11 protein-coding genes, 2 tRNA genes and 3 pseudogenes are annotated in these 14,298 nt (G+C 56.2%); 9 read left to right on the top strand and 7 right to left on the bottom strand.

Going from position 1 to position 14,298, the window contains the following annotated elements:
* Positions 1 to 461: 461 nt before the first annotated feature.
* Together valS and ACW9IB_RS01685 are read right to left on the bottom strand one after the other, a co-directional pair.
* Positions 462 to 3,020, bottom strand: a complete 2,559-nt coding sequence (gene valS / locus ACW9IB_RS01690; protein WP_457412113.1) for a valine--tRNA ligase — start codon at positions 3,018 to 3,020, stop codon at positions 462 to 464.
* 139 nt (positions 3,021 to 3,159) lie between these two features.
* Positions 3,160 to 3,733 (bottom strand): annotated as a pseudogene (locus tag ACW9IB_RS01685) (IS66 family transposase); the annotation flags it as partial.
* On the opposite strand from ACW9IB_RS01685, the gene ACW9IB_RS01680 reads away from it, so the two are divergent.
* Positions 3,711 to 3,968, top strand: coding sequence for a hypothetical protein (locus tag ACW9IB_RS01680; RefSeq protein ID WP_016973502.1), 258 nt, complete (start codon positions 3,711 to 3,713; stop codon positions 3,966 to 3,968). The pseudogene ACW9IB_RS01685 and the gene ACW9IB_RS01680 sit on opposite strands and share 23 nt — an antisense overlap.
* Here ACW9IB_RS01680 and ACW9IB_RS01675 read toward each other — a convergent pair.
* The gene (locus tag ACW9IB_RS01675; protein ID WP_130886755.1) at positions 3,934 to 4,341 is read right to left on the bottom strand and encodes a hypothetical protein; all 408 of its coding nucleotides are present in this window, start codon (positions 4,339 to 4,341) and stop codon (positions 3,934 to 3,936) included. The two genes, ACW9IB_RS01680 and ACW9IB_RS01675, sit on opposite strands and share 35 nt — an antisense overlap.
* Before the next feature lie 510 nt (positions 4,342 to 4,851).
* Here ACW9IB_RS01675 and ACW9IB_RS01670 point away from each other — a divergent pair.
* The 4 genes from ACW9IB_RS01670 to ACW9IB_RS01655 are packed head-to-tail and all read left to right on the top strand — an operon-like array spanning position 4,852 to position 6,150.
* The gene (locus ACW9IB_RS01670) at positions 4,852 to 5,295 is read left to right on the top strand and encodes an ABC transporter transmembrane domain-containing protein (RefSeq protein ID WP_100831523.1); all 444 of its coding nucleotides are present in this window, start codon (positions 4,852 to 4,854) and stop codon (positions 5,293 to 5,295) included.
* 21 nt (positions 5,296 to 5,316) lie between these two features.
* Positions 5,317 to 5,640 carry a formyltetrahydrofolate deformylase gene (locus ACW9IB_RS01665; protein WP_198430923.1) on the top strand — a complete coding sequence of 108 codons (324 nt, stop codon included), beginning with the start codon at positions 5,317 to 5,319 and terminating at the stop codon, positions 5,638 to 5,640.
* Positions 5,610 to 5,825, top strand: a complete 216-nt coding sequence (locus ACW9IB_RS01660) for a formyltransferase family protein (RefSeq protein ID WP_198430922.1) — start codon at positions 5,610 to 5,612, stop codon at positions 5,823 to 5,825. Before ACW9IB_RS01665 ends, ACW9IB_RS01660 begins: the two co-directional genes overlap by 31 nt.
* Positions 5,776 to 6,150 carry a hypothetical protein gene (locus ACW9IB_RS01655; RefSeq protein ID WP_051032808.1) on the top strand — a complete coding sequence of 125 codons (375 nt, stop codon included), beginning with the start codon at positions 5,776 to 5,778 and terminating at the stop codon, positions 6,148 to 6,150. The genes ACW9IB_RS01660 and ACW9IB_RS01655 overlap by 50 nt, the downstream gene beginning before the upstream one ends.
* A gap of 916 nt (positions 6,151 to 7,066) precedes the next feature.
* On the opposite strand, the pseudogene ACW9IB_RS01650 reads toward ACW9IB_RS01655, so the two are convergent.
* Positions 7,067 to 7,272: pseudogene (locus tag ACW9IB_RS01650) on the bottom strand (FAD-dependent oxidoreductase); the annotation flags it as partial.
* 255 nt (positions 7,273 to 7,527) lie between these two features.
* Positions 7,528 to 8,737 (bottom strand): annotated as a pseudogene (gene tnpC, locus ACW9IB_RS01645) (IS66 family transposase); the annotation flags it as partial.
* 297 nt (positions 8,738 to 9,034) lie between these two features.
* Here tnpC and ACW9IB_RS01640 point away from each other — a divergent pair.
* A tRNA-Val gene (locus ACW9IB_RS01640) sits at positions 9,035 to 9,110 on the top strand.
* A 19-nt stretch (positions 9,111 to 9,129) separates the two neighbouring features.
* Positions 9,130 to 9,206 (top strand) — tRNA-Asp (locus tag ACW9IB_RS01635).
* Between the two features lie 311 nt (positions 9,207 to 9,517).
* Here ACW9IB_RS01635 and ACW9IB_RS01630 read toward each other — a convergent pair.
* Positions 9,518 to 10,684, bottom strand: a complete 1,167-nt coding sequence (locus ACW9IB_RS01630; protein WP_457412006.1) for a catalase family protein — start codon at positions 10,682 to 10,684, stop codon at positions 9,518 to 9,520.
* Positions 10,681 to 12,489 (bottom strand): di-heme-cytochrome C peroxidase, encoded by a 1,809-nt coding sequence (locus tag ACW9IB_RS01625; protein WP_457412005.1) that lies wholly within the window; start codon positions 12,487 to 12,489, stop codon positions 10,681 to 10,683. The genes ACW9IB_RS01630 and ACW9IB_RS01625 overlap by 4 nt, the downstream gene beginning before the upstream one ends.
* A gap of 247 nt (positions 12,490 to 12,736) precedes the next feature.
* On the opposite strand from ACW9IB_RS01625, the gene ACW9IB_RS01620 reads away from it, so the two are divergent.
* Both ACW9IB_RS01620 and ACW9IB_RS01615 read left to right on the top strand, forming a co-directional pair.
* Positions 12,737 to 13,468: an FKBP-type peptidyl-prolyl cis-trans isomerase gene (locus tag ACW9IB_RS01620; RefSeq protein WP_457369116.1), complete on the top strand. Its 732-nt coding sequence runs from the start codon at positions 12,737 to 12,739 to the stop codon at positions 13,466 to 13,468.
* A gap of 320 nt (positions 13,469 to 13,788) precedes the next feature.
* Entirely contained in the window at positions 13,789 to 14,247 is a 459-nt protein-coding gene (locus tag ACW9IB_RS01615) for a YkvA family protein (protein ID WP_457412003.1), read from the top strand.
* Positions 14,248 to 14,298: the final 51 nt, after the last annotated feature.

Raw genomic sequence — 14,298 nt, 5'->3', positions numbered from 1 at the left:
GGAAAACTGATATGTCTTGGCGGTTTTCGTCTGGCAGTGTGTCGTCTCTGGCGGCAAGCCTACAAGCGTCGCAGTCAGCGTCATCGGCTTCAATGGTCACGTCTTGGACGCTTTGCTGACCTCAATATGCCGAGCCCTAAGAGTGCACATCCTTACCCTGAGGATCGTTTCGCGTCACCCATCCAAGGCAGGAGCCGTATGCGGTAGTTCAGCACCTACGGGTCTGTGGGGTAAGCGGTTGGTAAACCCACCCAACGCGATAACTTTGACGGCAGCAATCTAGGCAGGTAGGAGCTCTAACTACTGAGATGCCTGACGGAATGAGATCTGGTTGCAGGTCAAACCACTACGGCATATCTTCTGTTTGGTATATGAACCAAGTGTTTGATGGACGACTATACACGTGCACGCGAAGCGATCTCCTTGATCGCCCCGCGAATAGACTTGCCTTTAAGTATGCGTCACTTCAGCCATACACCGACCTGCTGCTCAGTTCCCTCTATAAACACCAAAGCCTCAACCTGACCTGCTTCGATCAAGTCTTGGCGAACGCCTTTTATCACTTCAAGCCGCGCAGCACTGTCAACCAGTTCAACACGTGCTACCGGAGCCTTCATGGATTGGCGGCTGTCAGATTTTGCTTTGCGAATCGCGGATAGCACGGCACTAACACTCATCAATAAGCTTTCACTAGACGCGTCAGGAGAAGCATCCCCTTGCGGCCAAGACGCATTGTGCACTGAGCCGCAATTCCAAAATTGCCATACTTCCTCGCACACAAATGGCAGAAATGGCGCAAACAGTCGCTGTTGCACGCTCAGTGCATGTGCAAGAGCATTACGGGCCGAATGGCCTTCTGGTCGATAGGCGCGACGCTTGACCAACTCGACGTAGTCATCGCAAAACCACCAAAAGAACCCTTCGATACGCGAGAGCGCCACGCTATAGTCGTACGCCTCAAGGGCGAACGTAGCGTCCTGGACTACGCAGTCCAAGCGTTTAAGCATGGCCTGATCCAGCGGTTGGTCGATATCTCCGTTGTCATCCTTCGCAAAACCTTGAACCAACTTTGATAGATTGAACAGCTTGACGGCCAAACGGCGGCCGATCTTCATCTGCTGTTCCTCAAAGGCTGTATCACTGCCGAGCCGCGCTGAGGCTGCCCAGTAGCGCACGCCGTCACTTCCATGCTGGTCGAGCAAGTCTTGAGGGGTCACCACGTTACCCTTGGATTTAGACATTTTTTTACGGTCAGGATCAAGAATCCACCCAGAGAGCGCGACATTACGCCATGGCACGCAACGGTGTTCAAAATGGCTGCGTACCAAAGTTGAGAATAGCCAAGTGCGGATTATGTCGTGACCTTGAGGCCTGAGATCCATGGGGTATATTTTGGCGAACAATGCGTCGTCATCTCCCCACCCTCCTGCGATTTGAGGCGTCAGCGAGCTGGTGGCCCACGTATCCATGATGTCCTGTTCGCCGATGAAACCATTCGGTTGCCCACGTTGTTCTGGCCGATACCCTGGCGGAGTATCCAGGCTCGGATCAACTGGCAAGCTTTCCTCGTAGGCAATAATCGGAGCGCTGTATTGCGCTTCGCTTTGTGCGTTCAGGCTGTACCAGAACGGTATCGGCACGCCGAACATGCGCTGACGACTGATTAACCAATCACCATTCAAACCACCGACCCAGTGCTCGTAACGCCTGAGCATATGCGGCGGATGCCAGTCCAGCGCCTGGCCAGAGGTAAGTAACGAGTTCCGCAGGCTCATATCGCGTCCGCCATTGCGCAAGTACCACTGTCGAGTGGCGAGAACTTCCAAAGGTCGGTCACCTTTTTCGAAAAACTTTACAAAGTGTCGAATCGGTCGTGGCTCATCTTGCATGGCGCTGCAGTCGCGCAGCATCGACACGAGCAGTGTACGAACCTGAGACAAATTACGGCCGGCCAAGCCTGCATAGGCCTGCTGGCTACGGGGTGTCGTCAACCAGGAAGGCGTCTCAAGCAACAGGCGCCCATCTTTTCCCAGTATCGATCGCGTTGGCAACTGCAATTCCCGCCACCAAATCACATCGGTAAGATCGCCAAAGGTGCAGACCATGACCAAGCCGGTGCCCTTATCAGGATCACCCAAAGGGTGTGCCAGCAGCGGTACCTCAAAGTCAAAAATCGGCAAGCGCATGGATTGCCCGAACTGCTCCTGATAGCGAACGTCGTCCGGGTGAGCTACCAGCGCCACGCATGCCATCAGTAGCTCAGGCCGAGTGGTAGCAACCTTCAATGCGCCACCATCCGCTGACTCAAAGACGAGTTCGTGATATGCACCATCGACCTCGCGCTCTTCAAGCTCTGCTTGAGCCACGGCTGTCTGAAACGTTACATCCCACAGGCAAGGCGCTTCCTGGCTATAAAGTTCGCCACGCTGATAGTTACGAAGTAAAGCGCGCTGACTTACTCGTTGGGAGCGCTCATCAATGGTGGCATATGAAAGGCTCCAATCAACGGACAAGCCCAGTTGCACGAAGAGTGCACGGAATGCTTGCTCATCAATAGCTGTCAGTTCGTGACACAACTCGATGAAGTTGCGCCTACTGATGACAGTAAAGTCACCTCGCTTTAAAGGAGCGGGCTCAGATGGCCTGAAACCAGGCTGATAGGCTGCCAGCGAGTCGCAGCGTACCCCATAGAAATTCTCGACCCTGCGTTCGGTAGGCAATCCGTTGTCGTCCCATCCCATGGGATAGAACACAGCCTTGCCTCGCATACGCTGGAATCGAGCGATGATATCTGTGTGGGTATAGCTGAAGACATGGCCGACATGCAGCGAGCCTGAAGCCGTCGGCGGGGGCGTATCAATTGAGAACACGGCGTCGCGTTGGGCTGCGTGGTCAAAGGCGTAAGTGCCTTCGAGCTGCCAACGTTGAGACCAGCGTGTTTCAAGATTTTCGAGAGAGGGGGTGACAGCTTGATCGTTTAGAACTTCATCACGTTTAACGGTGACATAGCATCCTCCTATTTAATATCAGGGGGCACAACGGTTAGTGTGCGCACAATTTCAAATTATATTGAATCCCCTTTGAAGTAAACCCCCTAATCAACGTTTGCCCTCGTAGTTCAATGCAACTGACGGCTCGTCCAAGAGGATGCATTCAGATTTACATCACCTGAGGAGCCCATTTATGCGGCAGCAGCTCGGCGATGTCACTTGCACGCTGTGTTGGCAGTCGAGCCACAGCGTCTTTCAAGTAAGCATATGGATCATGCCCGTTGAGCCGCGCCGACTGGATCAAACTCATGATCGCGGCCGCTCGTTTGCCGCTGCGCAGAGATCCGGCAAACAACCAATCAATTGGAGCGCCCAAGCGCCCATGTCCTGATCGTGTTTTCGACCGGGTTATTGTCGATGGGCACAGCACCATCATCCAGGTAGCGCGTTAGCGCTACCCTGCGTTTCAAGCTGTAATCCAAAGTCTTGGCCGTCGCTGAGCCTTCTGGCACAAGCTCGCGCTGAGCCAGCATCCACTCATGCAACTTTCCTGCAATGGGCACCGTTATTTCCTGACGTAATCGCCTGCGTTCTTCATCGTTCATGTCTTTGGCTTGCCGCTCGATCTCGTACAGGCCGCCGACTGAGTGAAGTGCCTGTTCAGCCAGTTGGCTTTTGTTTGCCACATGCAGTTCGAAGAACTTACGGCATGCGTGTGCCATGCAGCCGATCTCGGTGATGCCTCAAGACGTGGTTTTGGAGGTGCGGGCCCATTTTCGCTCGCTTTCGGCCTGGATAACCTCTGTACTAGAGCGAGGGGCAAAACAGGGAGTATTGGTGTTGTCCAGTGATGCGCGTGCCGAAGCAGAGATGTTCATGGCAGCGGTTCATGGCGCCATGCTTTCGGCGCGCGCCTATGGCGATCCAGAAGTCTTCGGTGTGATCACTGAGCCCCTGTTCGACAGGCTCTTCCTTTAAAAAGATTGAAGTCAGAGAGCACGGGTTCGGGCTTATAAGAAGGCCGGGCCCGGGGCGGCTGCGCCGACGTTCGAGCCACGTCAGTCTGTATCCAGGTGAGCACGCTTGCGGGCTGCGCCAAGGCATTAAGGGACGCGGGCACTCTGCATTCGAAAGGAATACCGAGAATATAGGCGTTCTTACACGTGTTGGCGTGTCCGATGTCGTCTCGGGGTGCGCTGTGGACGTCGACGCTCGCCGAAGTAAGCTGGCATTGTTCCTTCAACAGCGCCGGAAAATCAGCGGCAACTGCTTTCGCCCCCGGGCAACTCCCGGTTTCTGCGGTTTTTGGTAACACATAAGGTGCTGGCAGCAGGGCAGGAATGATGATCATGATAGTTCCTTATGACACGGCTTGGGTTTAACTGTTTACTAGTTGGAAGGCAAATAAAAATTATTCTTCCTGGAGCTACCTACACGCTCTTCGAATGGGTATTGCTGAGTGCAGAATCACAAGGGTAAGCGTCATGACGGTCTTAGCACTGGAAAAACAGTTGAATTTCCTGCGGGAAATCGATCGCTTGAAGTTGGAGGTAAACACGGGGGATCTTGCGACACCGGTTGGCCTTGTACTCGCCTACGGCGGCGGCCGACTGATGGCTACCGTCTTTGATGAGCTGCGGACCGCAGTATTCGTCCGTGTCAACGCTAACGCAACTCGCTTGTCAGGACTTCGCATCTTCAAGAGGCTGCATCAGCTCAGTCTCAGATTCCACCTTGATCGGAAGACAGGGGAGGGGGTAGCGCGTTAAATTGAGCGGGTACGCACTGTATCCCGGTCATTCTATCGACAGTCTTGTTCTCTCTGGTGCCTATCGCCTTCGAGGTCGTGCTTGTCTGAACCATTCTTTGGTACCTCTTCGGTGCGATCTTCAGATTGGTGACTTTGGCTACTGTGGCTGCCTACGCAGGGTTTACAATTTCCATTAGCGCGTGGTGCACTCGTTTCCGTCGCGCGCTCAACGAGGCGAGCGCTGAATCCAGCAGCAAATCAATTGATAGTCTTCTAAATTTCGAGACGGTGAAATACTTCGGCGCAGAAGATCATGAGGCTCAGCGTCTCGATGCTGCGTTGAGAAAGCGGGAGGACGCATCTGCCAGGAATGAGTGGACGTTTGTTTGTTTGAGCATTGGGCAGGTCTTCATCATATCCACCGGCCTAATTTTCATAATGCTGATTGCAGTAAGGCGCATACATGAAGGGGCAATGGGCTTGGGCGATATTGTACTAGTCAATGCGTACATACTTCAGCTCCATCAGTCGTTGAATTTTTTCGGCCTAACGTAAAAGTTCTTCATGCGCGTTTGCGTGGAGTTGCGCCACGGCGTTGCGCTGAGCGACTCGCGCGAAGCCTGCTACGGCATGGAATGGAACACCTATGACACGTCAGTGGAGCCGCGGGTCATGATGATGGTGTCTCAGATGGGCCATTGCTTGAATGACCTGCTGTACCGCAACAGTGTCGATCATTTGCCAATGGAACTGGTCTTGATCGTATCGAACCTTGAGAAGTTCAGGCGCAGAGCTGAGCATGAGAGGCTGGATTTTCACTACCTGCCTGTCACTTCTGAAAAAAACAAGCAGGAAGCCAACTTCTGGAAATGGTGCGTGAGCAGAAGATCGACACCGTGATTCTCGCCCGTTACACACAGATCCTGAGCGGTGACGTATCAAGACTATGGGCCGGCCAAATCATCGATATCCATCACTCGATCCTACTCAGCGTCAAGGTCGAGGGTTCTTACCATCAAACCCATAAACTTAGGGGTGAAGCTCATCGCAGCCACTGCCCACTATGTGACGGCGGGCCACGATGAGGATCCACTCATCGAGTCGAACTTGCAGCGCATTGATCATGCCCCAACTGCAGATGATCTGGTGGCCAATGTCGCGACACCGAATGCTAGGTACTCGCCCGCGCCGTGCAACTTCACTTTGAACACAGAATTCTGCTCAATGACGATCGCACAGTCGTTTTCTACTAGTGCCGCCCAGGTGATGCGCAGCCAGGTCATCGTGGAACACATCTTGGAAGGGATTCGCTCGGCTGTGGGGTGGCACGCCATTACACCTGGTCCTGCAGTGGTGCTGGTCGGCGAGGACATGGCCAGCCGGGTGTATGTGCGAAACAAGACCTCCTAGGCCGAGGCGTGTGGACTCAACTCTCGTCAGTACGTCCCCGGCAACCCTCTGACTCTAGCTATTTGGTTTTAGGTTAGCCCGGCTTGTGGGAGACGTTTTTATTTTATTAAGTTCTTGAATCTAAATGTTATTATTTTATTCATGCGCTGCCCGCCCCCATTTTTCCCTCCAGTCTGATCCTGCATGCAACCCCAGTGAGTAGGTGCGGGCGCCCGAGCTGAAAATTATGCTCAGGCGATTCGCGAACTGCAACGGATGCTGAGCAGAAAACTCGGGAGGCGAAAATTCTCAAAGATACCGTGGTGATTATCTGCTCGCGAAGATGGATTGTCCCCTTACCTTTGTCGCCGGAAATGGCTAGCGGACCCGGTTATCTTGGTATGGTGCGCTCGCGATTAGCTGTCCGGCGAAACAAATTTATCGGACATCGACTGCGGCGTCCCCAGCCGGATATCGCGGTGTTAATGCCCGCGACTTGAAGCTAGGGAGTGTTGAAAGTCGATATGGTGTCATGTGCAAAGCGCCCCCGGCAAAGCCTAAACGGTAACGGTTTGGCGCAGGGCTTCGTCAGCGGAGACATCGACTTAACTGAGAGTTGGTATCCAGCACAAAGGGGCAAATTCAGGACGTCAACCAAGCGTGCAAACGGCAAGGCAGGATGGAGGATTTACTTCATGGTCACCTCGATCAAGATCGATTACCCTGATGCGCACCTTTATAGGTGCAGGGGGCTGAGTCGCATCTAGCCCTGGGTGGAAGGTAAGACCCGGTCGACTCTCAATATCGAGGGCAGGTGCTGCAGCCACAGGCGTGAATTCCTCCACCGATCCGCCCAACAACAAGTTCATAAATGAGGATAGTTGCTGGACAGGCCTTTGCTTGGTCTAGCCTTTCACTATTGTTTTTCGCAGTTTTAATAGCCGGCCTCTACGACCGCATCGGCCAGCCGAGTTGGCGATAGAACTCCAGCGTTCGCGCCTGAAGAGCCATTGTGCAAAACGTTTCACCTGAGTCGCTGCTTTTATCTATGATTCTTACGGTAACCCCTTGCTTGGTTAGCCAGAGAGCGAGAGCGAGCCCAGTTGGGCCAGCTCCGACTACGAGAACTTCGGTTTGAGCCATGATCCACCCTCATTAATGTTATCTAAACTTTCGAAACTCAATTATTCATCGACGCTGATGCGCCGTTGGGCTTAGCAAATCGACAGGGGCAGGAGAGTCAGGGATTGAGAGGTAGACATCCCATAACATGTCGAAGCCGTCTTGCATGACGCGGTCTAACGCCCTGTTCGCTTCGGCTTCGAAGACAGGATGAGGGTACTGCGCGGTGGCTCCGGCTGCGAGTATTCGAGCCTGAGTGCACCTCCCATGCGCAAGTTAGGCAGGCGACCACTGATGAGGCAGCAATTGCTCAAAGTGAAGGGCTCGCTGAGTCGGCAGCCGCGTGAGCACATCCTTGAGATAAGTGTACGGGTCATGCCCATTGAAGCGTGCAGATTGAATCAAGCTCATTATCACCGCCGCCTTTTTGCCGCTGCGCAGCGACCCAGCAACTAACCAGTTCGACCGCCCAAGCGCCCACGCGCGGATCAAGTTCTCGATCTGGTTGTTGTCTATGCGCACAGCACCCTCTTCTAGGTAGCGCGCCTGCGCTACCCAGCTTTTCAGGCTGTAATCTAGGGCCTTGGCCGTGGTCGAACCCTCGGGCACAAGTGCACGCGGAGCCAACATCCACTCATGCAGTTTTCCAGCGATGGGCACCGCCATTTCCTGGCGTAATCGCCAAAGGTCCTCGTCACTCATTTCCTTGGCGTGTTTTTCGACTTTGTACAGCCCACTAATCGAGTGAAGCTCCTGCTCCGCCATCTGGCTTTTGTTGGCCATATGCCGGTCAAAGAACTTGCGGCGCGCATGGGCATGCAGCCAATTTCGGTGATGCCCAGCACGAAGCTAGCCACATAGCCGGCGAAGTGGTCACAGACCAGCTTGCTGTTCCAGGAGCCCAGGAGGTTACGCGCATGTTCTCCAGCACGGCTGGGGCTGAAGTCGTAGACCACGGCGTTGAGTGCCGAAACCGGCGTAGAGTTGTAGGCCAAAATGTAAGCGCGGTGGGTTTTCTTCCGACCCGGCAACAGCATTTGTACCGGCGTTTCGTCAGCGTGAACCACGCGCTGGGCCAGCACCACATCGCGCAGCGCATCGACGAAGGGCTGAAGTAGTACGCCGGTTTGACCCACCCACTACGACAGCGTTGAACGCAGGATGGTAGGTAATCGGCGAACTTGGCACCATCACGTGCGCCAGCAGGCCCGCCGTGGGGATGCCCTTGTCGATCACCTGCGGCGGCACCGGCGCTTGGATCAGTGTTTCGCACTGGGCAAACCCATTTCCCCCTTACGTACTGTTCAGCGGTGAACACGCCCGGTGTGTAATCCCGCTTCTCGCTGACATCTTCTCCGATGCGCTGAAGCTGGCAGCCGCAAACGCATCGAGTGGTGTCCGGTTATTAATAGGTCACGGTGCGCGGGAAATGCGGCGGTAATGGCGCACGATTGGGTTGCTGGCGTTGCTCTAGCGGCGCGAGCGGTGAGGGGCTTGTCAGCCAGAGAAAATGAGTACATATTTAAGTACTTGCATTATGTTTTCTAGTTTGGTTGTGCGTTAAATCAACAGGTTAGAGGTTGAGTTATGTTCCCGTCCGCTGCGCCATATTCGGTAACCTGGAACACTGAACGCCAGGTCGCCACGGAAAGCCCGCTTAATAGCGGGCTTTTTGCTGTCTGGAATATGGCAAAAAATCGTGGGTAAACTTTTTTTGAATAAATTGCATTTAAATCAAGACATTACGATTTTTTAGTGTATGATGCGCCCACACCGAAGCGAAGGGTGATTAGCTCAGCCGGGAGAGCATCTGCCTTACAAGCAGAGGGTCGGCGGTTCGATCCCGTCATCACCCACCATTCGTTTCATGTGTTACGCGCAGCGGTAGTTCAGTCGGTTAGAATACCGGCCTGTCACGCCGGGGGTCGCGGGTTCGAGTCCCGTCCGCTGCGCCATATTCGGTAGCCTGGAACACTGAACGCCAGGTCACCACAGGAAGCCCGCTCATTGAGCGGGCTTTTTTGTGCCTGCGATTTGCCTATTTGGTTTTTTTCTTTCGCGGCTGGCGCGTGGCCAGGTGTTCGAAGCAAAACGAAGCGGTGCCGAACACGGCGATTATTGAAAGCACGATCATGCCGAGGGTTGAGCTTTCCACGATGACGTCCTGAGCAGGTGAGGGGTTGGATCTCACGGTAGAGTCGGGACGAGTCTGGCTCAATAGACCCGACGCAATCCTTACGGCGCCGGGCCCATTTTTACCTACTCTTTACGGCGCGTTGCGGCTGTGGCGGTAATCGCTCACCGCTTCGTACACTGCCTTGCGCAGGCGGTTGATGCCGCCGATAGGCCGGTGCTCCTGCACGCCAAACCAGGGGTTGAACGACTGGTTGTCACAGGCCAGGTTCAACGCCGGTGTGTCGAAATCCTGGGCCGGCAGCTTGATTTTGGCCACGGTCTCATAGGGGGCGTCGCTCTCTTTCCATTCGATGCTGGTGTCTTCGATCGGCATGAATTTTTGCGGGTTCTGGCGCTGGATCTGCAATACAAAGCACGCCGGTACGCGGTCGGTGGACAGCTGCTGGTTCAGTGCGCTGCGCAGAAAGTTCGGCAGGTCCTGGTTCTGCTTTGGCAGATCGTATTGCGGACAGCTTTGTGGGTCGGGTGCGACGCGGAATTTGGCGTTGGCTGTCCCGAACTTGTAGGGCGAAACCGAAAAGTAAGTGGTCTGTGTCGGACTGGCAGGCGCCGGCGCGAGGGTGGCCAGGGCGATGAACAGGTGGCGTACTTGCCAACTGCGCGGGTCGAGCGTAGGAAAGAACGCCAGCACTTTCTTGCCATCGGCCTGTGCACCAATGTTCTGGGCATATTCCGCTACATCGCTGACAAAGAAATTCGGATGGCTGAACATCACGAAGTCCTGCTCCGTACGGTTTTGCTGGTCAGCGAGCAACTGTTTGCCGGGCACGTCGAGCAACTTGATCGCCATGCCCCGCGCATCGCGAATGCTGTCGAACTGCGGGTAGGCGTTACCGTTGGACAGTCGAATCAACGCCTGCCAGGTCTTGCCCGGTTCGGCGAACACGCCTTGGCGCAGCGCTGGGTCCAGGTCTGCCAGCACGCTGACGTCGGCCTTTACGCAACCATGGGCCTTGGCGTGGGCGTCACGCAGGTAGCGAGTGCCTTCACGGTGTTGGTCGACGATGCGCACCGCGGTCTGGATGATGCCCTGGGTCATCGCGGCTTCGCCCGGCGGAATCTGTTCATTCGGCGACACTGGGCCGCTGTGTTGCCAGGCATACCACGCGGTGGCAGCCAGCCAGCCGAGCAGGCCGAGGCTCAGCAGCCACAGCAGGGTTTTGCCGAGAAAACCACCGAGGCGCAGCCAGAGGCGGGCGAGCAGGGAGGGTTGGTCGTATCGGGATCGAATCATCATGGCAGTTGTTGCTCCAGCGGGCCGCCCAGCACTTTGAGGTATTCCAGCAAGGCCCATCGCTCTTGCGGCAGCAAGCCGCGACCGATGACGCCATTGCCACGCTGGCCTGCACGGAATTCGTGACCGCTGTTGTGGTTGCCGGTGATTTTGGTATCGAACAGGAAGGCGTTCTTGAAGGCGTCTGTCTGGAAGCCCAAGTGGCGCGGGTCGTAGTCGAAGGTGCCTTTATAAAAGGTGGTGCTGCGCTCGTCCTGGGGCGAGAGCAACTGATAAATCGTGGGCACCGAGCCGTTATGCAGGAAGGGCGGGGTGGCCCATACGCCGGCCAATGGGCGTGCCTTGTAGGCACGCAGTTCGCGCACGCCGATGGGCAGGCCGAAACCATCCAGGCGTGGTCGTTCGGCAGGCGTGACGCCGGCGGCACGGTAAGCGTGTGCTTCGACGAACGCAGTGACGTACGCCAGGCCCTTGGCCACAGACATTTTTTTAAGATCCAGGGGTTCAGTCGGCGTCGGGTGCAATTCCACGTTGAGTCGAGCCAGTTCCGCCGGGTCCCATTGCAATGCGCTGAGGTCGTAGCGGTGGTCGGCGATGTTGCTGGCGGTGCCGGGGTCGGTGCCGATGTAATCCACCGGCAGCATTTTCAGTTGCTGCACCGGTCGGCCGTTTTCCTGGGTGACCGTCGGCACATGGCAGCCCGCACAGTTCTCGGCGAACAACGCGCGGCCCTGGGCCGCGAGGGGCTTGTCGATGGCGCCGAACAGGTCTTCGGGCCAGGTCGGAGGCTTCAGGCGCTGCAGGGTTTCTTCGATCTGGTTCAGGTCACGCACGCGTACGCTGGAAGGGTAGCGCGCATCGCCCTGGAGTGGCTGGCCGGCGTCGTCGAAAAAGGTCAGGGTCGCACCCACGCCCAGCGCCTCACCGATGTTGCGCGCCATGGGTTGTTGGGCCGAACCGTTCCACTGCACCCAGTCGAAGGTCCAGATATCCCACAGGTGCGGGTAGTCCACTGGCGCATTGGCGATGCGGTAGTTGTCCGGCGAGATGGCGTCGCCAAAGCTGGCGTTGGCGATACGGCCAAACGCGTCCGTGCGGCCCGGGCCTTCTTCGGTGGGGTAGAGGCCGCGATGGGTATCGTTCCAGGCAACCTTGAGGAACTGGTTCAGCGACTGTTTGAAGTCCTGACGCAGTTGTGAGCGTTCGGCGTCGTAGCGATCCCCCAGCACATGGCGGGCGAAACGCTCGAATTTCCACGGGTTGTAGTAGGTCGCCGCCAGACTGGCCACCAGGGCCTGGCCGAAACTGCCGCCGCGCAAGGTGGGGACGCTGGAGGGCAGCACGTGTTGGGCGGAACCGCCGTCGATACGTAGAGCCTGGCCTTTGAAGTGCAGCTCGCCGGTGTGGCACGCGGCGCAGGTGATATCCAGATACTCAGTGTTGTTGCCGGCGTTGCGGTGCCGGGCGAATCCCACCGGCAGGTTGCCAGGGTTTTGCGCGGTGGGCACTTGTTTGGGGTCCACCAAAAAACCGAAGCGGGCCAGGTATTCCGGGGCGGCGAAGCGCTGCTCGGAAAACGGTAGTTCCAGGGCCGTGAACCAGTCGTAGTGCAGGCCTTTTACCTGGGTGCCCTGGGGCGTGAAGTAATAGGTCTGGCGGTCGGCGGCACTCCATTGATCCTGATAGTGCACTTGCTCCACAGGCACGTAATCGGGGAGTTTGGGGTTGATGGTGTAGTAAAGCACCACGGCCAGGGCAATCCCCAGCAACGTGAATATCAGGAGTAAAGCACGGGAAAAAATGCGCAAGATAACTATCCTTGTCGAGTTGTCGCGTTGTTATGCCACTACGCCACAGGTGCGGCAAGTGGCCATGAGCCCGTTAGTGGGCGGCCCCGCGATCCGTCGCGGGCCTCCATCATGAATGAAAATGCTTTTAAACACGTGAACTTATCGGAAGTTTCCTGCTCACATGCCGGTAGCCATTGGTCGTGGCCGCCTGATAAGCTCGCGACTTTATTCGATTGCCCTTTTGGCGCATGAACAAGGAAATAGCATGAAACAGCATCGGTTGGCGGCGGCGGTGGCCCTGGTTAGCCTGGTACTTGCGGGTTGTGATTCGCAGACCAGCGTAGAGCTGAAAACCCCGGCGCAGAAAGCTTCCTACGGCATCGGCCTGAACATGGGCAAGAGCCTGGCGCAAGAAGGCATGGATGACCTGGACTCCAAAGCGGTAGCCCAGGGCATCGAAGATGCCGTCGGCAAGAAAGAACAGAAGCTGAAAGACGAAGAACTGGTCGAAGCGTTTGCCGCACTGCAGAAGCGTGCTGAAGAACGCATGACCAAGATGAGTGAAGAGTCGGCAGCCGCCGGCAAGAAATTCCTCGAAGAAAACGGCAAGAAGGACGGCGTTGTCACCACCGCTTCCGGCCTGCAGTACAAGATCGTGAAGAAAGCCGACGGCGCGCAGCCCAAGCCGACTGATGTCGTGACTGTTCACTACACCGGCAAGCTCACCAACGGCACCACCTTTGACAGCTCCGTGGACCGCGGCAGCCCGATCGATCTGCCGGTCAGCGGCGTGATCCCGGGTTGGGTCGAAGGCTTGCAACTGATGCACGTCGGCGAGAAAGTCGAGCTGTACATCCCGTCCGACTTGGCCTACGGTGCCCAGAGCCCGAGCCCGGCGATTCCAGCCAACTCCGTGCTGGTTTTCGACCTGGAGCTGCTGGCCATCAAGGACCCGGCCAAGGCCGAAGCGCCTGCTGCACCTGCTGCCAAGAAGTAATCGGCACTTGAATACACAACGCCCCGTCTTGACGGGGCGTTGTTGTTTCCGGGGTTGCATATTTTTGAATGTGGGAGCCTCTGCAGATCCAAACGAACGTCTGTAGCGCGCAACAGTCTGATATAAGACTCGAGTACGGGTAGACGCACATCAGCGCCAAGTCAATGAAATCTTGGGTTTTTTTTATGTGCGCAAAAAACGCCCGATCTAACTGCAAGCCTTGTAAATCGTGGCTTTCAGCCGGGAAAATAGGCTCTGTTCACAAGGTTATCCACAATTTGTGTGGATAACATTTCTTGTCGCCTGGAACTGGAGTGACGATGAAACCACCCTTCAATTTCACCCGTTTCCTGCCCATGGCCGCCCGCTTGCTGGGCCGAGGCCGTTTGCCGACCCTGCTGTTCGCCGTCGCCGCCAAAGGCTCGAGCCAGGGCAGCCGCTTGGGTAAGCTCAAGGATGATCTCAAGCTGTTACAGGCGTTATGCCTGGCCTACTGGCGGGGCGAATACCGGGCGATCAGTCCCAAGGCGCTGGTGTCGGTGGTGGCGGGGCTGATGTACTTCCTCAGTCCGATCGATGCGATCCCGGACTTTATTCCCATGTTTGGCATGCTCGATGACATTGCCGTACTGGCCTGGGTCATGAAAACCCTCGATGGCGAACTCAGCGCTTTCCGGGCCTGGCGTGAAGCGCAGCGCCCGGAAAAACTCGTAGTGGTCGAGCGGCTGCCCGCGACGCCTGCCTTGCTGGCCAAGGAGAACCCGCAAAAAAACGTATGACGCGCCTATCCCCCTGCGACCTTTGTGGCTGTTAGGATTACACTCCTAAGG

This window comes from Pseudomonas sp. SDO524_S393, from assembly GCF_054071875.1.
Note: the sequence above shows the minus strand (reverse complement) of the source record. Positions and strands in the feature narration are given on the sequence as shown.